The organism is Plantactinospora sp. ZYX-F-223 (genome assembly GCF_039649625.1).
GTDB lineage: Bacteria > Actinomycetota > Actinomycetes > Mycobacteriales > Micromonosporaceae > Plantactinospora.
Window position 1 is genome coordinate 78,820 of sequence record NZ_JBDJAV010000019.1, and the last position, 22,296, is coordinate 101,115.

Here is a 22,296-nt window from a genome sequence, read left to right on the forward strand (position 1 = left end):
CTGCGGGGCTCGCAAGCTCACTCCTCGCTCGGATCACTTCACGGCCTTTCCGTCCAGCACCGTCGGCTCGCCGCGCAGGAAGGTCGCGACGATCCGGCCGGGCAGGGTGAGCCCGGCGTACGGGGTGTTGCGGCTGCGGCTGGCCTGCTCGGCCGGGTCGATGGTGCGACGAGCCGCCGGATCCACCAGGGTCAGGTTGGCCGGTACCCCCGGTGCCGGGGTGCGGCCGTGCTCGGTCAGCCCGGCGATCCGGGCCGGGGTCCGGGACATCCGCTCGGCGATCAGGTCCCACCGTTCGCCGAGTACGTCGAGTAGCACCGAGAGCGCCGTCTCCAGCCCGAGCATGCCCGGCCGGGCGTACGCCCACTCGCACTCCTTGTCCTCCAGCGCGTGCGGGGCGTGGTCGGTGGCGACGATGTCGATGATCCCCTCGACCAGCGCCGCGCGCAGCGCGGTGACGTCGGCGGCGGTACGCAGCGGCGGATTGACCTTGAAGACCGGGTCGTAGCTGGCGGCGCGTTCGTCGGTGAGCAGCAGGTGGTGCGGGGTGACCTCGGCGGTCACCCGCACGCCGCGCTTCTTGGCGTGCCGGAGCACCTCCACGCTGCCGGCGGTGGAGAGGTGGCAGACGTGCAGCCGGCTGCCGACGTGCTCGGCCAGCAGCACGTCCCGGGCGATGATCGCCTCCTCGGCGACCGCCGGCCAGCCGGTCAGGCCGAGCCGGGTCGAGACCTCGCCCTCGTGCATCTGGGCGCCCTCGGTCAGCCGGGGCTCCTCGGCGTGCTGCGCGATCACCCCGTCGAACGCCTTGACGTACTCCAGGGCCCGGCGCATCAGCCGGGGGTCGGCCACGCAGTGCCCGTCGTCGGAGAAGATCCGCACCCGGGCCGCGGAGTCGGCCATCGCGCCCAGCTCGGCCAGGCGCTCGCCGGCCAGCCCGACGGTGACGGCGCCGATCGGCTGCACGTCGACCAGCCCGGCCTCGCGGCCGAGCCGCCACACCTGCTCCACCACCCCGGCCGTGTCGGCGACCGGCGACGTGTTGGCCATCGCGCAGACGGCGGTGTAGCCCCCCAGCGCCGCCGCCCGCGAGCCGGACTCGACCGTCTCGGCGTCCTCCCGGCCCGGCTCCCGCAGGTGCGTGTGCAGGTCGACCAGGCCGGGCAGCGCGACCAGCCCGTCCCCGTCGACCACCCTGGCACCCCGGGCGGCCAGGCCGTGGCCCACCTCGGCCACCACGCCGCCGGCCAGCAGCAGGTCGACCGGCTCGGCGCCGACCACCCGCACGCCCCGGATCAGGTACGCCGGCGTCGCCGCCCCCGGGTCACCTCCGGTGGTCACGTCGGTCATCACTTCATTCCCCCCAGCAGCAGGTACAGGACGGCCATCCGGACGGAGACTCCGTTGGCGACCTGTTCGACGATCGTGGAGCGGGGCGAGTCGGCCACCTCGGGCGCGATCTCCATCCCGCGGTTCATCGGACCCGGGTGCATCACGATGGCGTGGTCCGGCAGCCGGGCCATCCGGGGCCCGTCGAGTCCGTAGCGCCGGGCGTACTCCCGGGCGGACGGGAAGTAGGAGTCGGCCATCCGCTCCCGCTGCACCCGCAGCATCATCACCACGTCCGAGGTGGGCAGCACCGCGTCGAGGTCGTACGACACCTCGGTGCCGGGCGCGAGCGCCGCGCCGATGTCGACCGGGATCAGCGTCGGCGGGCCGACCAGGGTCACCTTGGCGCCCAGGGTGGCCAGCAGCAGCACGTTGGAGCGGGCGACCCGGCTGTGCAGCACGTCGCCGACCACCGCGACCGACAGCCCGGCGATCCGCCCCAGCCGGGCCCGCATCGTGTACGCGTCCAGCAGCGCCTGGGTCGGGTGTTCGTGCGTACCGTCGCCGGCGTTGAGCACGGAGCCCTCGACCCAGTTGGCGAGCCGGTGCGGCGCCCCGGAGGCCGGGTGCCGGATCACCACCGCGTCGGCCCCCATCGCCTGGAGGGTCAGCGCGGTGTCCTTCAGGCTCTCGCCCTTGGAGACGCTGGAGCCCTTGGCGGAGAAGTTGATCACATCGGCGGAGAGCCGCTTGGCCGCCGCCTCGAAGGAGATCCGGGTCCGGGTGGAGTCCTCGTAGAAGAGGTTGACCACGGTACGCCCGCGCAGCGCGGGCAGCTTCTTCACCTCGCGGCCGGCCACCGTCGCCATCTCGGCGGCGGTGTCCAGGATCAGCGTGGCGGTGGTCGCGTCGAGATCCGCACCGGAAAGCAGGTGTTTGAGCATTATGCCGCCCCTCCGATCAGCTTGACCTCGTCGGTGCCGTCGGTCTCCGCGAGAGTCACCTTGACGCTCTCGGCGAGCGCCGTCGGGATGTTCTTCCCCACGTAGTCGGCCCGGATCGGCAACTCCCGGTGGCCCCGGTCGACCAGCACGGCGAGCTGCACCGAACTGGGCCGGCCGAGGTCGCTGAGCGCGTCGAGGGCGGCCCGGACGGTCCGGCCGGAGAAGAGGACGTCGTCGACGAGGATCACCCGTTTGCCGTCGATCCCCTCCGGGGGGACCTGGGTCGGGCCGATCGCGCGGACCGCGTGCCGACGGAGATCGTCACGATAGAGAGTGATATCGAGCACACCCACCGGTACGGCGATGCCCTCGAAGGCGTTGATCCGGGCCGCCAGCCGGCGGGCCAGCGGAGCGCCCCGGGTGGGTATCCCGAGCAGTACGGTACCGGCGGCGCCCTGGGTCTTCTCCAGGATCTGGTGTGCGATTCGGTCCACCACCCGGGCCAGTTCGGCGCTGGTCAGGATGACCTTCACGGACGGTGGTGAGACCGGCTGCGGCTGAGCAGCCTGCGGGTACGCCACGGCGGACCCCCTTCCCCGCCTCACGGGACGGGTCGTTAAAGGACGTCGGATTCCGGCGCTTGCCTGACGCGGCCCGGGCCGGGGCTCTAGTCACGTTACCACTGGCCACGGGGCCGGCCACGGCGGGTCGCTGACCCCCGGATCAGCGAGCCGAAACCGCCCGGCTGAACACGATCTTTGTAATAGGTAGGTAACTAGCACTTGACCACGTGTCGTTATCCCCGTACCGTCACGCTCCGTAGCGATCGCTGGGGAGATCCCCGACCAGCACTGGGAGTGCCGAATGCCCTCTGAATACGCCAAGTCGTTGGGCGCGCGCCTGCGCTCTATCCGTCAGCAGCAGGGATTGTCCCTGCAGGGGGTGGAGGAGAAGTCAAACGGGCGGTGGAAAGCCGTCGTGGTCGGCTCGTACGAGCGGGGCGACCGGGCGGTGACGGTCTCCCGTCTCGCCGAACTCGCGGACTTCTACCGGGTGCCCGTCTCGGAGCTGCTGCCGGACGGCAGTGGCGTCCGTCACGAGCCGACGAACAAGATCGTGCTCGACCTCGAGCGGCTGTACGACGAGGCCTCCGAGGACCTCGCCTACGTCGCCCGCTATGCCCGCGCCATCCAGCAGCAGCGCGGTGACTACAACGGACGGGTGCTGTCGATTCGCGCGGACGACCTGCGGGCGCTCGCGATCGTCTACGACTCCTCCCCCTCCGGCCTGATCGAGCGGCTCACCGAGCACGGCGTGCTCGTCGCCGACCCCCGGGCGCTCTTCGCGTCCTGATCCCCCCGACTCGCGGGGTCCGTGCCTACCGGGCGCGGGCCCCGCGAGCCGTTTCGCCCCGAGCCGCCCGCACTGCCCGTCGCCGCTGCTCGCCACGTCTGGGCCGGGACGGCTCTCGCGCCCCCGTCGCAGCCCCCCAGCACACGTCCGAGCCGGGACAACGTCTGAGCCGGGAACTGTCGAGCTGCGCCGTCTGTGCGCCCGCTGTCCGGGGGCGAAAGGGTTCAGTGACCCGGCCCGTCGACCGCAGCGCTGGCCCGACGCCGGGGCGGCCCGGTGCCGGCCGGCACCGGGCCGCCCCGGTCGGCGTCGAATGGCAGCAACATGCGACAGACAAGACCATCGCGAACGGCTCGGGGTCCCAAAGGAATCGGGGTCCCAAAGGAAATCGCCGACGGGGGACACGACGATCCGGTGGGTGCGCAAACGGGGCAGCTCGACAGTCCCATGCACAGACGTCGCCCGGTCGGCTCCGGCCGCCCGCAACGGACACCCGGAACCCACCGCGCCGGGCGAACCCGGCTATCGAAGGCTCAGCGGGTCGCGTACTCGGCGATCCGGCCCAGGATGCCGTTGAGGAACCGGGGCGAGTCGTCGGTCGACATCTGCCGGGCCAGCTCGACCGCCTCGCTGATCGCCACCGCGTCGTCGATCTCGTCGAGGTAGAGCAGCTCGTAGATGGCGATCCGGGCGAGGTTACGGTCGACGACCGGCATCCGGTCCAGCGTCCAGCCCTCGGCGTAGCTGTCGATCAGCTCGTCGATCCGGGACTGGTGCGCCGCCACGCCCTCGATGAGGCCCACCGCGTAGCCCAGGTGCTCGGGACGCGGCTGTTCCAACCGTTGGAGATAGCCGGCCAGCACCTCGGCGACGGGCCGGTCCCGCAGGTCCGCCTCGTAGAGGACGTCCAGAGCCCGCTTGCGCGCCTTGCGGCGGGCCGGCATCTGCTGTTTGGGGCCCTCCGCCATCAGGCTCGGCCGAGATAGCGGCCGTCGCGGGTGTCGACCTTGATCTTCTCGCCGGTGGTGATGAAGAGCGGCACCTGGACGGTGGCGCCGGTCTCGACCGTCGCCGGCTTGTTGCCGCCGGTGGACCGGTCGCCCTGCAGGCCGGGCTCGGTGTAGGTGATCTCCAGCACGACGCTGGTCGGCAGTTCGACGTAGAGCGGCACGCCCTCGTGGGTGGCGACGATCGCCTCCGCCTCGGGCAGCAGGTAGTTGGCCGCCTCGCCGACCGTGCCGCCGGGCACCGGAATCTGGTCGTACGTCTCCAGGTCCATGAAGACGTAGTCCTCGCCGTCGGCGTACAGATACTGCATGGTGCGCTTGTCGACGGTGGCCGTGTCGACCTTGGTACCCGCGTTGAACGTCTTGTCGACCACCTTGCCGGACAGCACGTTCTTCAGCGTGGTGCGCACGAACGCACCGCCCTTGCCGGGCTTGACGTGCTGGAACTCCACGACGGCCCACAGCTCGCCGTCGAGGTTGAGAACCAGCCCGTTCTTCAGGTCGTTGGTGGTGGCCATTTCCTGCCTTGATCTTTAATTCGGGCGGACAGACCCGGCAAGTCTACTAGGAGCGTCCAGTTGATCAGGACCAGCCCGATTCGAGGAGGCGGGACGGCCGATCAGCCTCGGGCGGACCGGTCCCGCAGCGCGGCCAGGTGCAGCAGGGCCAGCCGGTAACCGTCGACCCCGAGGCCGCAGATCACCCCGGTCGCGACGGCCGAGACCACGGAGTGGTGCCGGAACTCCTCCCGGGCGTGGATGTTGGAGATGTGCACCTCGACCAGCGGGCCGCGCAGCATGGCGCAGGCGTCCCGGACCGCGTAGGAGTAGTGCGACCAGGCGGCCGGGTTGAGCACCACCCCCGCCTCCTCGTCGGCCGCCTGGTGCAGCCAGCCGATCAACTCCGCCTCGGCGTCGGTCTGCCGGACCTCCACGTCCAGCCCCAGTTCCCTGCCGGTCGCCTGGCAACTCGCCACCAGGTCGGCGTAGCTGGTGGCGCCGTACACCTCGGGTTGCCGGATGCCGAGCCGGCCCAGGTTGGGCCCGTTGAGCACGTAGACCCTCATGCCGCCACCTCGGCGTACGCGTCGAACAGCAACCCGTCGTCCGGGCCGTCCAGGATGCCGGTCTCGGCCAGCCCGTCCAGCACGACGAACCGCAGCCGGTTGCCCCGGGTCTTCTTGTCCACCCGCATCGCGGCCAGCAGCTCCGGCCAGGCGTCCGCCCGGTAGCTCGTCGGCAGCCCGAGCGTGGTCAGCACCGTCCGGTGCCGGGCCGCCGTCGGCTCGTCCAGTCGGCCGGCCCGCCAGGCCAGCCCGGCGGCGTAGACCAGGCCGACGGAGATCGCGTGCCCGTGCCGCCAGCGGTAGCCCTCGACCTTCTCGATCGCGTGCCCGAGGGTGTGGCCGTAGTTGAGGATCTCCCGCCGGCCCGCCTCACGCAGGTCGCCGGAGACCACCTCCGCCTTCACCCGGATGGCCCGCTCGACCAGCTCCCGGACCACCGCCCCGGTCGGGTCCACCGCTGCCGTGGGGTCGGACTCGACCAGGTCGAGGATGGCCGGGTCGGCGATGAAGCCGCACTTCACCACCTCGGCGAGCCCGGCCGTCAGGTCGACCGCCGGCAGCGAGTCCAGCATCGCCAGGTCGCAGAGCACCCCGACCGGCGGGTGGAAGGCGCCGACCAGGTTCTTGCCGGCGGCCGTGTTGACCCCGGTCTTGCCGCCCACCGCCGCGTCGACCATGCCGAGCAGCGAGGTCGAGACCGGCACCCAGCGGACCCCGCGCAACCAGCAGGCGGCGACGAAGCCGGCCAGGTCGGTCACCGCGCCGCCACCCACCCCGACCACCGCATCGGTACGGGTGAAGCCCGCCGCGCCCAGCCGCTCCCAGCAGCCGGCCGCGACCTCGATGTCCTTGCCGGCCTCGGCATCCGGCACCGGCACGGTCAGCGGGGTGATCCCGGCGGCGCGGAGCCGCTCGGCCAGCTCGTCGGCGTGCGCCTTCAGCGGCGGGGCGTGCAGCACGGCGGCGCGCTCGGCACCGGCCAGCAGCGGCGGCAGCGCGGCCAGCAGGTCCCGGCCGACGAGGACGTCGTACGGCCGGTCGCCGCCGACCGGAATTCGGGTCAGCTCGTCCATCGGGCTAGAGCCTAGAGGATGGGGTCCGCCGGCAGCGGTGGTCGGCGGGCGGCGTACCCGGCGAGCGTGCCGGCGTAGTCGGTGACGGCGGTACGCAGCTCGTCCGGGCGGAGCACGGTGAACGGCCAGCCCAGCCCGGCGAGGAGCTGGGCCATCCCGGTCAGGTCCTCGGCCCGGGTTCGCAGCAGGATGCCGTCGGCGGTGGGCACCAGCTCGGCCACGCTGGGCGGTACCCGACGGCGGGCCTGTTCCAGATCGGTCTCCAGCAGCACCTCGACCTCCCAGCGGTACGCCACCCCGGCCAGCGACCGGGTGACGTGCCCGACCGGATCGAATCCGTCCGGCACGGTGAAGGTCCCGGTGCCGGTGCCGACCGACGCGATCCGGTCGAGCCGGAAGGTACGGACCTCGCCGCGCCGGTGGTCGTGGCCGGTGACGTACCAGCGACCGGCGTGGAAGACCAGGCCGTACGGGTCGAGGTCGCGCACCGACGGCTCACCGCGCCAGGAGCGGTAGCCGATGGTGACCCGCTGCCGGGAGTGGGTCGCCGCGCCCAGGGCGAGCAGGGTCGCGGTGGCCGGCCGGGGTGCGTCGGCCCGCCGCCGCAGGCTGAACCCGAGGCTCCGGGTCACCGCGTCGAGCCGGTCGGCGAGCGGCCCGGGCAGTACCCGGCGGATCTTCGCCTCGGCGAGCCCGGTGGCCGGCGCGGCGGTGCCCAGCCCGAGCTGTTCGGCGGCGACCAGTCCGAGCAGTACGGCCACCGCCTCGTCGTCGGTGAGCATCAGCGGCGGCAGCCGGTAGCCGGGCTGGAGCCGGTAGCCGCCGTACCGGCCCCGGGCGGCGGTCACCGGGATGCCGAGGTCGACCAGGGTGTCGGCGTACCGCCGGACGGTCCGCTGGTCGACGCCGAGCCGGGCGGCCAACTCGGCACCGGTCAGCCGGTGGGAACTCTGCAACAGCTCCAGCATCCCGAGCACCCGAGCGGCCGGATGTGGCACGGGTCACACTCCTAATCCGGGCGGAAGTCGCCCGGATTCGACTCTAGCCTCGGGGCCGGATCGCACGAGAAGAAGGAGCAGACAGATGGCCACGTTCGTCCTCGTCCCCGGTTTCTGGCTCGGCGCCTGGGCCTGGCGGGAGGTGACCGAGGGGCTGCGCGCGGCCGGGCACCGGGCGTACCCGCTGACCCTGACCGGGGTGGCCGACCGGGCCCACCTGGCCGACCCCGACGTGGGTCTGGAGACGCACACCGCCGACATCGTCCGGCTGGTCGAGGCGGAGGAACTGCACGATGTCGTACTGGTCGGGCACTCCGGCGGCGGGATGCCGGTCCAGCAGGCGGCGGACCGGCTCCCCGACCGGTTCGCCCGGGTGGTCTACCTCGACAGCGGGCCGCTGCCGGAGGGTACGGCGCAGTTCGACACCAACCCGCCGGAGGAGCAGCACCGGCTCCGGGCGCTGATCGGCGCCGGACACCTGCTCCCGCCGCCGGCCTGGGACCCGGCCGCCGACCCGGTCAACCTGGCCGGGCTGGACGACGAGTCCCTGGACCTGCTCCGGGAGCGTGCCACCGGCCAGCCGCTGCGCGCCGCCACCGACCCGGTACGCCTGCCGCACGGCGGTGCGGTGCCGGCCGCGCTGATCGCCTGCACCTTCCCGGTGGAGACGGTGCGGCAGATGGTCGCGCAGGGGCACCCGTTCTTCGCCGGGCTGGCCGGTGCTGACCTCTACGGCCTGCCGACCGGGCACTGGCCGATGTTCAGCGAGCCGAAGCGCCTGACCGAGCTGCTGGACCGGATCGGCCGGGCGGACCCGAACGGCGCCGCATAGCCGTCGGCGGCTCGGCATCCCCGGCGGGCACGGGTGGCCGGCAGGTGTCCGGTGGGGAGACTGTCGAGCTGCCCCGCTTGTGCCCCATAGCGGCGGGTGGAGCGTGGGAGCAGGCTCGACCGCGCTACGCCCCATCGGCCCGGTCGGCCGCCGCGCCCGAGCGGCGGACATACCTGCCCGTGCCGGTGACCGTGGAAGCCAGCCCGTCCCGGATAAGAATCTGCACGGCCTCCAGGCGGACGCTCCAGCCAGGCACGGGTAGATCTTGACGACTTATTGCGCCTGGGGCGACAACAAGTCGTCAAGATCTGACGGTCCTCGTGGCCGGCGGCCGGTCGCCGGCCAGCCCGGCCAGGATCTCCTCGGCCACCTGCTCTGGGGTCCGCCCGTCGGTGACCACGGTCCAGGTGGCGACCTCGGTGTAGAGCGGACGCCGCTGGTCGAGCAGGTGTTTCAGGGTGGCCCGGGGGTTGATCGCGAGCAGCGGCCGACCGGTGCCCAGGCCGACCCGCCGGACCGCGTCCGACAGCTCGACCGAAAGGTAGATGACCCGGTGCCCGGCGAGCGCGGCCCGGTTCTCCTCGGCGAGGATCGCGCCGCCGCCGAGCGCCAGCACCCCGTCGAAGGAGGCCAGCGCGGTCGCCACGGCGGCCCGTTCCAGGGTACGGAAATGCTCCTCGCCGTCGTCGACGAAGATCTCCGGGATCGGCTTGCCGGCCGTCGCCTCGATGTCGCTGTCGGTGTCCCGGAAGTCGACCCCGAGGCCCTTGGCGACCAGCAGCCCGGTGCTGGTCTTGCCGGCGCCCATCACGCCGACCAGGACACAGACCGGCGCCATCAGCGGTGCTCCCGTTCCGTTCGCGACTGCGGGGCTCGCAAACCCGGCTCACTCCTCGCGCTCACCGGATCACCAGGTTGTCCAGGTAGCCGGCGAGGTTGCGGCGGATCTCCGCGACCGAGTCCCCGCCGAACTTCTCCAGCGCCGCCTCGGCCAGTACCAGCGCGACCATGGTCTCGGCGACGATCGCGGCGGCGGGTACCGCGCAGACGTCGGAGCGCTGGTTGATCGCGGTCGCCGGCTCGCCGGTCGCCACGTCCACCGTGGAGAGTGCCCGGTTGAGCGAGGAGATCGGCTTCATCGCGGCGCGTACCCGCAGTGGCTCGCCGGTGGTGATCCCGCCCTCCAGGCCGCCGGCCCGGTCGGTGACCCGGCGTACCCCGGTCGCGGTGGGGACGATCTCGTCGTGCGCCACCGAGCCCCGGGACCGGGCCTGCTGCCAGGCGTCGCCGATCTCCACACCCTTGATCGCCTGGATGGACATCAGCGCGGCGGCGAGCCGGGCGTCGAGCTTGCGGTCCCACTGCACGTGGCTGCCGAGCCCCGGCGGTACCCCGTAGGCGAGCACCTCGACGATGCCGCCGAGGGTGTCGGCGTCGGACTTGGCGGCGTCCACCTCGGCGACCATCCGGGCACTCGCCTCCGCGTCGAGGCAGCGCAGCGGGTCGGCGTCGATCCGCTCGGCGTCCTCGGGCCGGGGCTGGAGCCCGGGCTTGGCGGCCACCGAGCCGAGCTCCACCACGTGCGAGACGATCTCGATGCCGAGCGCCTGCCGGAGCAGGGCCCGGGCGACGGTGCCGACCGCGACCCGGGCGGCGGTCTCCCGGGCGCTGGCCCGTTCCAGGATCGGCCGGGCGTCGGTGTGGCCGTACTTCTGCATGCCGGCCAGGTCGGCGTGCCCGGGTCGGGGGCGGGTCAGCGGGGCATTACGGGCCTGACCGGCCAGCAGCTCCGGGTCGACCGGGTCGGCCGCCATCACCGTCTGCCACTTGGGCCACTCGGAGTTGCCCACCCGGATCGCCACCGGGCTGCCCAGGGTCAGGCCGTGCCGGAGACCGCCGACGATCTCGACCTCGTCCCGCTCGAAGGACATCCGGGCGCCCCGGCCGTAGCCGAGCCGACGGCGGCCCAACTGACGGACGATCTCCTCGCTGGTCACCTCGACCCCGGCCGGCAAGCCTTCCAGCACCGCAACCAGGGCGGGACCATGGGACTCCCCCGCCGTCAACCAGCGCAACACGACCAACCCTCTCCTCGTGGCGACCGGGCCGGCCGCCCGCCGGTCAAGTTTGGCACGGCCCCGGGGTGCTGCCGCGCACCGCCCGTGCCGTCCCGCTCTACGGACGGGCAGCGGTCGGCGGCCCGGACGGCTGGTCGGCCCGCTCCTGGTCGGCGAGCAGGTCGGCGAGCCGGTGCAGTTGGCCGGCGGCCCGCACGATGTCCCGGCGGGCCGGCTCGTCGAGCCGGTGCAGCGCGTCGAGCAGCAGGTCGCGCCGGTGCGCGACGTACTCGGCGATCCGCAGGTGCGCGGCCGAGGTCAGCCGGAGCCGGACGATCCGCCGGTTGTGCGGATCCCGGGCGCGTTCCAGCAGGCCGGCACCGGCGAGGTCGCCGACCAGCGTGCTGACCGTGTTGGCCGCCGTGTGCAGCCGTTCCGCCGCCTCCTTGACGCTGATCCCCGGGCAGCGCTCGACCAGCCGCAGCACCTCCACCTGGGCGTCCGGCAGCGGTACCCGGCCGATCCGTCGACTCGTCGACCGGCGCAGCACCCGGTGCAGGTCGGCCACGGCGCTGCCGAGCGCCTCCGCCGCGCCGGCCGTCACGTCGTCGGTCATCCTCGATCCCGTCACCGTCGCGTCCCCTGTCACCGTCTCGGCCGGCGCCGTCCTGGTCCGGCACCCCTGCCGTCGTCACCCGGGCACCTCGGTGCCTCCGGGGTCGGCTACTTCACATCGCAATAGCTCTGCCCACAGAGCTAAAGTGTCGGCTATCCCAAGACTAGGGGGACCGCAGTGGGCAGAGTGCGCTCCGCACCACCGCCGGGCCGCGCCTCGGAAGTCGGACAACTGCTGCTGCTCGGTACCCTGACCGCGGTCGGTCCACTGTCCCTGGACATGTACCTGCCGGCGTTCCCCGAGATGACCGGCGAGCTCGCCGCCACCCCGGCGCAGGTGCAGTTCTCGCTCACCACCTTCCTGTTCGGCCTCGCCCTCGGCCAGCTCGTCACCGGGCCGCTCAGCGACCGGTGGGGCCGCCGCCGGCCGGTACTGGTCGGTGTCGTCGCGTACACCGTGACCAGCCTGCTCTGCGCGTTCGCCCCGTCGGCCGAGGCACTGGCCGCGCTCCGGCTGCTCCAGGGCGTGACCAGCGGCATGGGCGTGGTCGTCGCCCGGGCCATCGTCCGGGACCTCTACTCCGGGGTGGCGGCGGCGAAGTACTTCTCCCGACTGATCCTGATCTTCGGGGTCGCCCCGGCCGCCGCACCGGCCCTCGGCACTCTGGTACTCCGGTTCGGCTCGTGGCGGGCGGTCTTCGTCGCGCTGTCGGCGATCGGTCTGCTGCTGCTCGCCGCCGTCATCTGGCGGCTGCCGGAGACGCTTCCGGCGCAGCGGCGGCACACCGGCGGGCTGGCCGGTACCGCCCGGGCGATGTGGGGACTGCTCACCGACCGGGTCTACCTCGGCTACGTACTCACCCAGGGGCTGGCCTTCGCCGCGCTCTTCGCGTACATCTCCGGGTCCTCGTTCGTGATCCAGGACGTCTTCGCGCTCTCCGCCGGCTGGTTCACCCTGGTCTTCGCGGTGAACGCCGTCGGGATGACCGCAGTCGGGCAACTCAACGCCCGGCTGCTCGACCGGTACGGCACCCGCCGGCTGCTCGGCACCGCCCTGCTCGCCAGCCTGCTGGCCGCCGCTGCCCTGCTCGGCGGGGCGGTCACGGAGAACGTCCCGACCGTGCTGGTCGCGCTCTTCGCCTTCGTCTCGTGCGTCGGGATGATCCTGCCGAACGGGCTGGCCCTGTCCATGGACCGGCATCCCGGGCACGCCGGCAGCGCCGCCGCGCTGCTCGGCGCGCTCCAGTTGTCCATCGCCGCCGCCGTGGCACCGCTGGCCGGGCTCGGCCCGGACGACAGCGCGGTGCCGATGGCCGTGCTGATGCTCGGCAGCACCGCGCTCTCCGCGCTGGTGGTCTTCACCATCGCCCGGGGACGGGGACCGGCCGAGCCGCCTGCGTCGGTGGAAATTGAGCGATCGCGTACGCCCGCCGGTCCCGCCCCGGCAGAACGCAGATGAGCGCCCCGCCGCCCGGGTCGTCCGGATAGCGCGGCACTGGTCGTGGCTCTGGCGGCTACGGCCGCCGGGCCACCTCGCCGACGAACGCCCGCCAAGCGGCCGGGCCGAACGTCAGAGTGCCGCCGTCCCGGTCCTTGGTGTCCCGGACCAGCACCCGGCCCGGAAGGTTGTCGGCAACCTCCACGCAGGCACCGCCATTCGGGCTGCTACGGCTGCTCTTTCGCCAACGCGGCTCCATGGTCATCAATCACCCTCAGGATCAACTCTCTAGTTGATGTCCAGGGTAGCGCCACGGCGCAGATGGATTCCCACGCGCGCCCCAGGTACAAGAGGTCTCGGACCTTGGCCGCTACGTCCCCGGACAGTTGATGATCGACGTAGGCGACGGACGCGCCGTCCGTCAGTGTGGCAACGGCGAACGCCCCGGCATGCCCCACGTGCAGGCCGGCCGTGAACGGCACCACCCTGACGTGCACGTTCGGCCGGTGACCGACGTCAACAAGGTGCTCAAGCTGTCGCTTCATGACCCCGGGGTCACCGTGCCGCAGTACAGCCTCGCCGATGATGGCGGTAAGGACGACCGGGGTCGGTCGGTCGAAGACGGCCGCTTGCCGCCTGATCCTTGTCTGAACCGCTTCCTCGACCTGATCCGGGGTGTGGGGCCCTGCGGCCGTCACCGCTCGCGCGTACTCATCCGTCTGGAGCAGGCCAGGAATCACGGACGGTTCAAACCATCGCAGGATGACTGAGCGCGCCTCGTTCTCCTCCCACGGGCGCAGCCATGGAGCGACCGAATCCCCCCGGGATCTATCGGCCGCGCGCACCAGTTCGCCGCTGGCGCCAAGTGCGCGGTCAAGAGCGTCCGCCATGCCGTCGGCGGGGACACTCCGGCCCGACTCGTAGTGACCGATCTGAAGCCACTGACATGTACCTCAGCGCCCACGGCGTCCTGAGACATTCCGCGCTCCACTCGAAGCCTGCGCAATAGGTGGCGAAACTCGTTCGTGTCGGCCAACTATCCCCCTCCGTCTGGTTGTGGGCCGCTACTGCTCTCAGCACATCTTCCGTCACCACAGGGTGACGGTCCAGGGTGGAGAGCAGACGGAGGAGCCCGCAAGCACGGCCCGTCCACCCCTTGGAGGGCATCCATTGCGCTCCCCGAATGGGCCGCCTCCGTCAAAGGGGCGGGGACCGAATCAGAGGCACTGGCGGTCCTCGCCTTCCAATCTCCGAGGACCCTGAGAGGTGATCCGATGGCACTGGAAAGGCGGCAACAACACCGACGAGACTGGCGACGACTCTGGCGCTATTGCCGATGTGGTCACCGCTGGGTCTGTCCGGACTCCCGCAAACGAACTCCGCCGCCGTTCCGCCCCTTCGCCCCGATGACCGAGGCGGAATACCGGGTCGGCTTCGCGGCATCGTCGCCCGCACCCAAGATCGTCTACGTCAGCCCGCCCTTCCCGACCCCGCCGAACACACGCTGGGCACAGGAGGGCAGGGAGGGCAAGAATCCGCTCTGGAACTCGCCGTCGGGACGGCACCAGATCGGCCGGGCCGGCGCGCTGACGCCCGCCCAGATCCACCGGGGCCGCCACGGAGAGCGGTCGCATCGTGCCGAGCGAGCCGGTCGGATGTAACCGTGATCGGGCCACAGGAGCGCTGGTACCGGCACATGCGACGGCTCGCCCAGCGGCGCTACCCGACCGGCAGACACACTCCGGCCCAGTCGTACAACTGCGAGACCTGCCGCGACCCCTGGCCCTGCGCGCCGGCCCGCCTGGCCCTGCTCATCGGCTTCAGAGGCAACCGAGTCGGACTGATGATGTACCTCGGCGTACACCTCACCCGGGCGCTGCAAGCCATGCCCGACACGCACCCCGCGCTGGTCGCCGGCCAACTCCTCTACTGGGTGCCCCGGCGCCGCCAATGACCTGCCTCGTCACCCGACCGGCCCGCCTCGGTTCGCCGCCTTCCCCTCGGCGTTCCGGGGCGGGCCTTTGTGCGCCCGAGTTTCCGAAGACCACTACGTCGACCTCGCGGCCCGGCCCGGGGTCCGCTCAGTGCGCGGCGCGGGCGGCGGCCAGGGCGGAACGCATCTCGGACACCGGGGCGGGCACCCCGGTGAACTGCTCGAACTGCCCGACCGCCTGGGCCAGCAGCAGGTCGAGGCCGGAGACGATCCGGCAGCCGGCCGCCGCCGCGGCCGCGGCGAGCGGGGTCGGCCACGGGTCGTAGACGACGTCGAAGAAGACCGTCTCGGGCCGCCAGGACCGGGCCGCCGCAGCGATTCCGTCGGCGGCGCCCTTCGGCACGGTGGAGATCACCAGGTCCGTACCGTCCGGCTCGACCGGTGCCGCCCAGTCCGCGATCTCGAACCGCAGCCCGAGCGTGCCGGCCAGCCGGGCCAGTTCCTCCCCGGCGGCGGGGCGGCGTACCCGGCAGGTGACCCGGCGGGCCGCCAACTGGACGGCGGCGGCGAGCGCCGCCCGGGCGGTACCGCCGGCACCGAGCAACACCACCTCGGCACCGGCCGGCACACCCGCGCCGGTCAGCACGTCGACCATCCCCGGTACGTCGGTGTTGTCGGCGGCCCACGAGCCGTCCGCTCGGCGTACCAGAGTGTTGGCGGCGCCGATCGCGGCGGCGACCGGCGAGACCTCGCCGGCCACCGCGAGCGCCGCCTCCTTCAGCGGCATGGTCAGGGAGAGCCCCGCCCACTCCGGGCCGAGCCCGGCCACCCGGTCGGGCAGCTCGGCCTCGGCACACTCGATCGCGCTGTATGACCACCCGGTCAACCCGGCCGCCGCGTAACCGGCGTTGTGGATCACCGGGGAGAGCGAGTGGGCGATCGGCTTGCCCAACACCGCCGCCCGGCGCTCCTGCGTCACCTCGCCGTCACCTCAGAGCACGCCGTTCTCGCGGGCCTTCTGGATGTTGCGCTCGTGCTCCTCGTTGGTGGTGGCGAACTCGGAGTGGCCCTCCTTGTCGACCGCCACGAAGAACAGCCAGGTCCCCTTCGGCGGGTTCATCGCCCCCTCCAGGGCCTTCTGACCAGGGTTGTTGATCGGCCCCGGGGGCAGCCCGGCCTTGCCGTGCATCCGGTACGGGTTGTTCTTGTCGAAGAGTTCCGCGTCCGTCATGTCCCCGGACCGCTTGGTCTTCTTGCCGGTCAGCTCCCAGTAGTAGTTGACCCCGACGTCGAACTCCAGGCAGCCGGTCAGGCCGTTGCCGTTCTTGCAGTAGTGGTCGCCGCTGTAGATCCGGTTGTACGCCACCCGGGCGACCTTGCCGAGGTCGTCGGCGTTGCCCGCCTCGGCCTGGGCCAGCGACGCCACGATCAGCGCCTCGTACGGGCTGATCTCGCGCTCCTTCTGCACCCGGTCGACGAAGTCGATCTCCTCGGCTACCGACATGAAGCGCTGGACCATCAGCTTGAGGATCGCCTCGGCGCTGGCGTTCGGCGGGAGTTCGTAGGTGTCCGGGAAGAGGAAGCCCTCGATCGACTTCCGCACCGACTGCTTGTCGTCGCGCTTGAACCAGAAGTCGGCGATGCCGAGCCCTTCCAGGTCCTTGGCGGCCGTCTCGAAGTCCTTGACCGGAAGTTTCGTCTCGGCCGCCAGCGCCTTGAAGATCTGCTTGGCGGTCGCGCCCTCCTTGACCAGGAAGCCGTTGACGAGCTTGTTCTTCAGGTCCAGCAGCAGGCCCAGCGCCGCCTTCGCGTTCATCTCCTTGCGGACCTTGTACACACCCGGCTGGATGTTCTGGCTCCGCGAGTTCTCCTGGGCCGCCTCGATGAACGCCTTGGCGCTCTTGACGACGCCGGCCGCGACCAGCGTGTTGGCGATCTCGGCGATGCTCTGGCCCTGTTCGACCTGGACCTGGACCTCACCGCTGCCGTTGCCGTCGTAGTCCGGGGTGACGAAGTATCCCTGCACCCGGTCGAAGCCGTACCAGCCGGCACCGCCCAGGACGCCGAGCAGCACGAACGCCATCAGCAGTGCCGCGACGGTGCGCCCCCGCCCGCCACGCTTCTTCTTGCCGTTGCGTTTGCGCTGCGCGCCGCGCCGGTGCCGTCCCTTCTCCGCACGCTCGTCGAACGCGAGCTCCAACTCGTCGATCATTCCGTCCGCCTCCGCTGCCTATCTAGCCAGCTCTGCAGAATCTCCACCGCGGCCGCCTGATCGACCACCGCCCGTTGACGCCGTCCTCGGACGCCCCGCTCGGCTAGCCTACGAGAAGCCACGACGGTCGACATCCTTTCATCCACCAGATCGACCGGCACCGGCGTGATCGCCGCAGCCAGCCGCTGGGCGTACGCCTTCGCCTGGGTCGCCGCCGGTCCGTGCCCCCCGGCGAGTGTCACCGGCAGACCGACCACCACCGTGACCACCTCGTGGAGTTCGACGAGCCGCGCGATTTCCGAGATATCGGCGGGAACCGCCTCAATACCGGTCTTCAGGTCCCGGGCCAGCGTGACCAGCGGAGTCGCCAGGATGCCGTCCGGGTCGGAGAGCGCCACGCCCACGCGTACCTGCCCGACGTCCACGCCGAGCCGCACGCCACGAGGAGGAGCCGTCATCGTGCCGCGCCAGGGGAAGGTCGGTTCATCGTGTTACGCACCGGAGAAGTGGATCGTCCGTATCCTGTCGGCCGGCTCCGGGCAGATCCGCCCGAACCGGCGGGCCGTCGTGGCTGAAGATCCAATCACAACGGCCCGCCGGGGAGCAACCAGTGCCGGAGCTCACGCCTCGGTGAGCGCCTTCTCGACCGCAGCCAGCAGGCTCGGCGCCTCGCCGGCCGGCAGGCCGCCGCCCTGGGCCAGATCGGCGTTGCCGCCGCCCCGACCGGAGAGCGCACCCTTGACCAGGGCCGCCGCCGAAACACCCCGGTCCTTGGCCGCGCCGTTCACCGCGACCACCAGCGACGCCTTACCGTTCGCCCGGGCCGCCACCGCGACCACCGCCGGGCGGGCCGGGTCGATCTTGCCCCGGATCTCCTGGGCGAGGGTACGCACGTCGTTGCCGGCCGCGCCCTCCGGCGCCTCGGTGCCGACGAAGGCGACCCCGCGGACGTCCCGGGCCGCCGCGGCGAGCGCCGCCGCACCGCCGAGCACGAGCTGGGCGCGGAGCTTCTCCAGCTCCCGCTCGGCGTCCCGCAGTTGGGCGACCGTCTGCTCGACCCGGTCCGCCACCTGGTCGCCCGGGACGCGGTAGAGCTCGGCCAGCCGGGATACCAGCAGGTGCTCCTTGGCCAGGAACCGGAACGCGTCCAGCCCGACCAGCGCCTCGACCCGGCGTACCCCGGAGCCGATCGAGGACTCGGAGAGGATCTTCACCAGGCCGAGCTGGGCCGAGCGGGCCACGTGGGTACCGCCGCACAGCTCCCGGGCGTAGTCGCCGACCTCGACGACCCGCACCTCGTCGCCGTACTTCTCGCCGAACAGCGCCATCGCGCCCAGCCGGCGGGCCTCCTCCTGCGAGGTGATGAAGGCGTGCACCTCCAGGTCGGCCAGCAGCACCTCGTTGACCTGCTGCTCGACGTCGAGCAGCACGCTCGGCGCCACCCCGGTCGGGGTGTTGAAGTCGAACCGCAGCCGGCCCGGTGCGTTCAGCGAACCGGCCTGGGTGGCCGACTCGCCGAGGAAGTTGCGCATCGTCTGGTGCACCAGGTGGGTGGCGGTGTGCGACCGGGAGATCGCTCGCCGGCGTACCACGTCGATCTCGGCGAGGCCAGCCTCGCCGGTGCGTACCTCGCCGCGGACCACCCGGGCCCGGTGCACGATCAGCCCCGGGATCGGCTGCTGCACGTCGAGCACCTCGACCTGACCGGCGCCGACGGTGATCAGGCCGACGTCCGGCTGCTGGCCGCCGCCCTCGGCGTAGAAGGGGGTCGCGTCCAGCACCAGCTCGATCGTGTCGCCCTCGCCGGCCACCTCGACCGGCGTGCCGCCGGTGCCGAGCAGCGCCCGCACCGACGACTCCCGGGACACCTCGGTGTAGCCGGTGAACTGCACCGGCCCGCCGGAGTCGAGCACCGAGCGGTACGCCGACAGGTCCACGTGTCCGGTCTTGCGGGCCTGCGCGTCGGCCTTGGCCCGGGCCCGCTGGTCGGCCATCAGCCGGCGGAACCCGTCCTGGTCCACCGACAGGCCCTGCTCGGCGGCGATCTCCAGAGTCAGGTCGATCGGGAAGCCGTAGGTGTCGTGCAACTGGAACGCCTTGTCGCCCGACAGCTTCGCGCCGCCCGCCGAGCGGGTCTCCGCGATCGCGGTGTCCAGGATCGTCGTACCGGCCCGCAGGGTGGAGAGGAACGCGTCCTCCTCGGCGTAGGCGTACGACGCGATCCGGTCGAACTCCGTCGCCACCTCCGGGTAGGACGGGGACATGCAGTCCCGGGCCACCGGCAGCAGTTCGGGCAGCGCCCGCTCCTGCCAGCCGAGCAGCCGCATCGCCCGGATCGCCCGCCGCATGATCCGGCGCAGCACGTAGCCACGCCCCTCGTTGGCCGGGGTCACCCCGTCGCCGATCAGCATCAGCGCGGTCCGCACGTGGTCGGCGACCACCCGCAGCCGTACGTCGTCCGGGTGCGACTCGCTCGCCGCGTGCCCGGAGTGCGCCCCGTACCGCCGGCCGGTCAGCTCGGCCGCCCGGTCCAGGATCGGCCGCACCTCGTCGATCTCGTAGAGGTTGTCGACACCCTGCAGGATCGCGGCCATCCGCTCCAGGCCCATGCCGGTGTCGATGTTCTTCGCCGGCAGGTCACCCAGGATCGGGAAGTTCTCCTTGTCGGTGCCGGGCCCCCGCTCGAACTGCATGAAGACCAGGTTCCAGAACTCGAGGTAGCGGTCCTCGTCGACCGCCGGCCCGCCCTCGCGGCCGTAGGCCGGGCCCCGGTCGTAGTAGATCTCCGAACACGGCCCGCACGGCCCCGGGATCCCCATCGACCAGAAGTTGTCCGCCTTGCCCCGCCGGACGATCCGCTCCGCCGGCACGCCGGTCTTGCGCCAGATCGCCTCGGCCTCGTCGTCGTCCAGATAGACCGTCGGCCAGATCCGCTCCGGGTCCAGCCCGAAACCGCCCTCGGCGACCGGCTTGGTGACCAGCTCCCAGGCGAGCGCTATCGCACCCTCCTTGAAGTAGTCGCCGAACGAGAAGTTCCCGTTCATCTGAAAGAACGTGCCGTGCCGGGAGGTCTTGCCCACCTCGTCGATGTCCGGGGTACGGATGCACTTCTGCACCGACACCGCCCGCCGGAACGGCGGCGTCTGCTGACCGAGGAAGTACGGCACGAACTGGACCATGCCGGCGTTGACGAAGAGCAGGTTCGGGTCGTCGATCGCCGGCAGCGGAGCGGACGGCACCACCGTGTGCCCGTTGGCCTCGAAGTGCGCCAGGTAGCGCCGCTTGACTTCCGCCGTTTTCATCTGGTGCCTTCCTCCGGAAACAACTCACGGTCGCCGATCCTGGGGTCCTCGCGCAGTTCCTCGAACTGGTCGTCGAACGCGACGCCCTCGGCGAACGCCTGGTGGATCTGCTGCTCACGCTCGGCCATGCCGTCCCGGACGTCGTCCGCGAAGTCCCGTAGGGACTGCACCAGACCACCGGCGGACTCCGCCAGCGAATTCGCGATGCCACCAGGCGTGTACGCCTGGGCGGTGCGGGTCAGCTTGCGGACGACCAGCGCGCCGACGGCCAGCCCGATGCCCAACCAGAGCAGTCGTTTCATGGCCTCATCCTTCCTCCGCACCGGCCCGGCGCCCGCGCCGGGACGCCGCCCGGCGCTGCTGCTTGATGGTGGTACGGACCTCGCGCTCCTGTTCGGCGTGCCGTCGGGCGGCGGCGGCCCTGCGTACGCCGTACCCGAATGCGGCCACCTTGACCAGCGGGTTCGCCGCGGCGGCCGAGACCACGGTGCTCAGGTTGGCGATGTTGGCGGTGACGTTCTGGGCGTGACCGGTCATCGTGTCGATCTTGGCGAGCTGGATGTTCACCCCGTCCAGCGAGGTGTGCACCTGGCCCAGCGCGGTGTTCACGTTCTCCACCGTGACGTTCATGTTGGCGAGCAGCGGCGCCGTACGGTCGTTGATGTCGTTGATCGCCTGGGTCGCCGCGTCCACCGTGTTGCCCAGCCGCCAGATCGGCCTGGCCAGCACCAACACCAGCATCAGGAACGCCCCGGCCGCGACGAGCGCGGCGATCTGGCCGATCTCTCCAGCGTCCACCCGTGTCCTCCTCTATGCACCGTCTCGGAAATCGCGCGCGAGGCGTCTCACCCGGACGTCCGGCGCCGTGTCACGGCGGTTACCCGGAATGCCCTTCGGAGTACCAACCCCGAACCCTACCGTCGGTGACGACCACCGGCCTCACGACGGGGTCGGGGTGGGCGTCAGCCCGCCGAGCGGATCGTCGGTGAAGAGCGGATCCGGGTCCACTCCGGTGAGCGACGGATCGGTGGTGGGCTGCGGACCGATCCGCTCGTCCGCGATCGCGTTACGGACCTTGATCGAGACGAGCGCACCCTCGCAGTTCACCCCCTCCGGCCCGGTCGCGGCGGGCGACGGGGCCGCACCGGGGGCGGTGAGCGCCGGGTCCGGGCAGGCCGGCTGCCGTACCCACATGTCGAGGGTCAACTCGTCCCGCCGCCAGCAGGTGTAGTGCCCGTTGACCGGCTGTTCCGGGCAGAGCGCCACCTTCCACGGTCGCCACCCCTCGCGGGTCAGCGCGGCCTCGTAGACCTGCGCCGTCTCCTCCCACTTCCGGTCCGACTCGACGGTCCGCTCGCGGAAGCGGCACTCGATGAAACACCACCGGCTGCCGCTCACCCCGTCGACCGTGTCCGTGGCGGCCCAGGCGGGCACCGCCAGCGCGTCGAGGGAGTTGAACACCGGATCCCGGGTCGCGGCCCGGACACCGAAGTACGTCGGCAGCGCACCGAGCACCAGCAGGCTGGCCAGCAGCAGGGCGATCGTCTTCAACCGCCGCTGTTCGCGGAGCTGGCGCCGTAGCTCCGCCCGGGCACCCCGCGCCGGTTCCGCCGGCGGTTGCACCGGATCGGACCGGTCCGGTCCGCCGTCGGGGTCGAGGCCGGCGGCGGCCGGCGGCATGCCGGCGGAACGCATCGCCGCGTCCGGCCGAGGCGGGCCGTCGGGGCGGGCACCGCCGTCCGGACGTACCGGCGGGCGGGTGGGTGCGTCGGGCCGGACCGGCGGGTCGGGCCGGACCGCCTCGTCCCGGGACGGACCGTCCAGTCGGGCCGGAGCCGGACGGGGTGGGGCCGCCCGGCCGGCCTCGGCCGGCGTGGGGCGGGCGGGCGTACCTGCGCCCGGATCCCGGGTCGGCCCGGCCGGCGGCGCGGAACCGGGTCCGGGGTGGACCGGCACGGCCGGCCCCCGGGCCGACGCCCGAGCGGGGCCGCCGGGCGACCCGGCAGGACCGGGGCGACCCGGTACGCCGCCGTCGAAGGCGGTACCGCCCGGTCGACCGGCCGCGCCGCCGTCGACGGGCGCACCGGCACGGCCGGCGGTCGGGCGGCCGGCAGGACCGTCGCCGCGAACCGGCCCC

24 protein-coding genes and 1 pseudogene are annotated in these 22,296 nt (G+C 72.2%); 6 read left to right on the top strand and 19 right to left on the bottom strand.

The features are described from left to right. Positions 1–33: 33 nt before the first annotated feature. The 3 genes from AAH979_RS20230 to pyrR are packed head-to-tail and all read right to left on the bottom strand — an operon-like array spanning position 34 to position 2,854. Positions 34–1,350, bottom strand: coding sequence for a dihydroorotase (locus AAH979_RS20230; protein WP_346259684.1), 1,317 nt, complete (start codon positions 1,348–1,350; stop codon positions 34–36). Continuing rightward, on the bottom strand, positions 1,350–2,273 hold the full coding sequence (locus AAH979_RS20235; protein WP_346259685.1) for an aspartate carbamoyltransferase catalytic subunit: 924 nt from the start codon (positions 2,271–2,273) through the stop codon (positions 1,350–1,352). The genes AAH979_RS20230 and AAH979_RS20235 overlap by 1 nt, the downstream gene beginning before the upstream one ends. Then, positions 2,273–2,854 carry a bifunctional pyr operon transcriptional regulator/uracil phosphoribosyltransferase PyrR gene (gene pyrR / locus AAH979_RS20240; protein WP_318397399.1) on the bottom strand — a complete coding sequence of 194 codons (582 nt, stop codon included), beginning with the start codon at positions 2,852–2,854 and terminating at the stop codon, positions 2,273–2,275. Before pyrR ends, AAH979_RS20235 begins: the two co-directional genes overlap by 1 nt. A gap of 283 nt (positions 2,855–3,137) precedes the next feature. On the opposite strand from pyrR, the gene AAH979_RS20245 reads away from it, so the two are divergent. Further along, positions 3,138–3,626, top strand: coding sequence for a transcriptional regulator (locus tag AAH979_RS20245; RefSeq protein WP_101366736.1), 489 nt, complete (start codon positions 3,138–3,140; stop codon positions 3,624–3,626). 533 nt (positions 3,627–4,159) lie between these two features. Here the strand turns inward: AAH979_RS20245 and nusB are convergent. From nusB to AAH979_RS20270, 5 genes are all read right to left on the bottom strand, one after another. After that, complete coding sequence (gene nusB, locus AAH979_RS20250) at positions 4,160–4,570, bottom strand: transcription antitermination factor NusB (protein WP_346259752.1); 411 nt, start codon at positions 4,568–4,570, stop codon at positions 4,160–4,162. A gap of 23 nt (positions 4,571–4,593) precedes the next feature. Then, positions 4,594–5,151, bottom strand: a complete 558-nt coding sequence (gene efp, locus AAH979_RS20255; protein ID WP_107262813.1) for an elongation factor P — start codon at positions 5,149–5,151, stop codon at positions 4,594–4,596. A 101-nt stretch (positions 5,152–5,252) separates the two neighbouring features. Next, a complete protein-coding gene (aroQ, locus tag AAH979_RS20260; RefSeq protein WP_346259686.1) occupies positions 5,253–5,699 on the bottom strand; it encodes a type II 3-dehydroquinate dehydratase in 447 nt (148 codons plus the stop codon). After that, positions 5,696–6,772 carry a 3-dehydroquinate synthase gene (gene aroB, locus AAH979_RS20265; protein ID WP_346259687.1) on the bottom strand — a complete coding sequence of 359 codons (1,077 nt, stop codon included), beginning with the start codon at positions 6,770–6,772 and terminating at the stop codon, positions 5,696–5,698. Before aroB ends, aroQ begins: the two co-directional genes overlap by 4 nt. An 11-nt stretch (positions 6,773–6,783) precedes the next feature. Next, complete coding sequence (locus AAH979_RS20270; RefSeq protein WP_346259688.1) at positions 6,784–7,770, bottom strand: YafY family protein; 987 nt, start codon at positions 7,768–7,770, stop codon at positions 6,784–6,786. An 85-nt stretch (positions 7,771–7,855) separates the two neighbouring features. On the opposite strand from AAH979_RS20270, the gene AAH979_RS20275 reads away from it, so the two are divergent. Beyond that, on the top strand, positions 7,856–8,602 hold the full coding sequence (locus AAH979_RS20275) for an alpha/beta fold hydrolase (RefSeq protein ID WP_346259689.1): 747 nt from the start codon (positions 7,856–7,858) through the stop codon (positions 8,600–8,602). A gap of 301 nt (positions 8,603–8,903) precedes the next feature. On the opposite strand, the gene AAH979_RS20280 is transcribed toward AAH979_RS20275, so the two are convergent. From AAH979_RS20280 to AAH979_RS20290, 3 genes are all read right to left on the bottom strand, one after another. Further along, positions 8,904–9,440, bottom strand: a complete 537-nt coding sequence (locus tag AAH979_RS20280) for a shikimate kinase (RefSeq protein WP_346259690.1) — start codon at positions 9,438–9,440, stop codon at positions 8,904–8,906. A 61-nt stretch (positions 9,441–9,501) separates the two neighbouring features. Then, the gene (gene aroC, locus AAH979_RS20285) at positions 9,502–10,680 is read right to left on the bottom strand and encodes a chorismate synthase (protein ID WP_346259691.1); all 1,179 of its coding nucleotides are present in this window, start codon (positions 10,678–10,680) and stop codon (positions 9,502–9,504) included. 97 nt (positions 10,681–10,777) lie between these two features. Further along, positions 10,778–11,275: a MarR family winged helix-turn-helix transcriptional regulator gene (locus AAH979_RS20290; RefSeq protein WP_346259692.1), complete on the bottom strand. Its 498-nt coding sequence runs from the start codon at positions 11,273–11,275 to the stop codon at positions 10,778–10,780. A 177-nt stretch (positions 11,276–11,452) separates the two neighbouring features. Here AAH979_RS20290 and AAH979_RS20295 point away from each other — a divergent pair. Further along, positions 11,453–12,652: pseudogene (locus tag AAH979_RS20295) on the top strand (multidrug effflux MFS transporter); the annotation flags it as partial. 136 nt (positions 12,653–12,788) lie between these two features. Here AAH979_RS20295 and AAH979_RS20300 read toward each other — a convergent pair. After that, entirely contained in the window at positions 12,789–12,977 is a 189-nt protein-coding gene (locus tag AAH979_RS20300) for a DUF397 domain-containing protein (RefSeq protein ID WP_346259693.1), read from the bottom strand. 124 nt (positions 12,978–13,101) lie between these two features. Here AAH979_RS20300 and AAH979_RS20305 point away from each other — a divergent pair, with 124 nt between their 5' ends. From AAH979_RS20305 to AAH979_RS20315, 3 genes are all read left to right on the top strand, one after another. Beyond that, positions 13,102–13,482 carry a hypothetical protein gene (locus AAH979_RS20305; RefSeq protein WP_346259694.1) on the top strand — a complete coding sequence of 127 codons (381 nt, stop codon included), beginning with the start codon at positions 13,102–13,104 and terminating at the stop codon, positions 13,480–13,482. 636 nt (positions 13,483–14,118) lie between these two features. Next, entirely contained in the window at positions 14,119–14,373 is a 255-nt protein-coding gene (locus AAH979_RS20310) for a hypothetical protein (RefSeq protein WP_346259695.1), read from the top strand. A gap of 2 nt (positions 14,374–14,375) precedes the next feature. Beyond that, positions 14,376–14,666 (top strand): hypothetical protein, encoded by a 291-nt coding sequence (locus AAH979_RS20315; protein WP_346259696.1) that lies wholly within the window; start codon positions 14,376–14,378, stop codon positions 14,664–14,666. Between the two features lie 127 nt (positions 14,667–14,793). Here AAH979_RS20315 and AAH979_RS20320 read toward each other — a convergent pair whose 3' ends face one another. The 7 genes from AAH979_RS20320 to AAH979_RS20350 form a co-directional block, all read right to left on the bottom strand. Further along, positions 14,794–15,624 carry a shikimate dehydrogenase gene (locus AAH979_RS20320; RefSeq protein ID WP_346259697.1) on the bottom strand — a complete coding sequence of 277 codons (831 nt, stop codon included), beginning with the start codon at positions 15,622–15,624 and terminating at the stop codon, positions 14,794–14,796. Positions 15,625–15,636: 12 nt separating this feature from the next. Then, a complete protein-coding gene (gene mltG / locus AAH979_RS20325) occupies positions 15,637–16,857 on the bottom strand; it encodes an endolytic transglycosylase MltG (protein ID WP_346259698.1) in 1,221 nt (406 codons plus the stop codon). After that, positions 16,854–17,315 (bottom strand): Holliday junction resolvase RuvX, encoded by a 462-nt coding sequence (gene ruvX, locus AAH979_RS20330; protein WP_346259699.1) that lies wholly within the window; start codon positions 17,313–17,315, stop codon positions 16,854–16,856. The genes mltG and ruvX overlap by 4 nt, the downstream gene beginning before the upstream one ends. A 162-nt stretch (positions 17,316–17,477) precedes the next feature. Further along, positions 17,478–20,159 (bottom strand): alanine--tRNA ligase, encoded by a 2,682-nt coding sequence (gene alaS / locus AAH979_RS20335; protein ID WP_346259700.1) that lies wholly within the window; start codon positions 20,157–20,159, stop codon positions 17,478–17,480. Then, positions 20,156–20,461, bottom strand: coding sequence for a hypothetical protein (locus AAH979_RS20340; protein WP_130460315.1), 306 nt, complete (start codon positions 20,459–20,461; stop codon positions 20,156–20,158). The genes alaS and AAH979_RS20340 overlap by 4 nt, the downstream gene beginning before the upstream one ends. A 4-nt stretch (positions 20,462–20,465) precedes the next feature. Beyond that, entirely contained in the window at positions 20,466–20,957 is a 492-nt protein-coding gene (locus AAH979_RS20345; RefSeq protein WP_346259701.1) for a DUF948 domain-containing protein, read from the bottom strand. Positions 20,958–21,098: 141 nt separating this feature from the next. Further along, positions 21,099–21,782: a hypothetical protein gene (locus tag AAH979_RS20350; RefSeq protein ID WP_346259753.1), complete on the bottom strand. Its 684-nt coding sequence runs from the start codon at positions 21,780–21,782 to the stop codon at positions 21,099–21,101. Positions 21,783–22,296 lie beyond the last annotated feature (514 nt).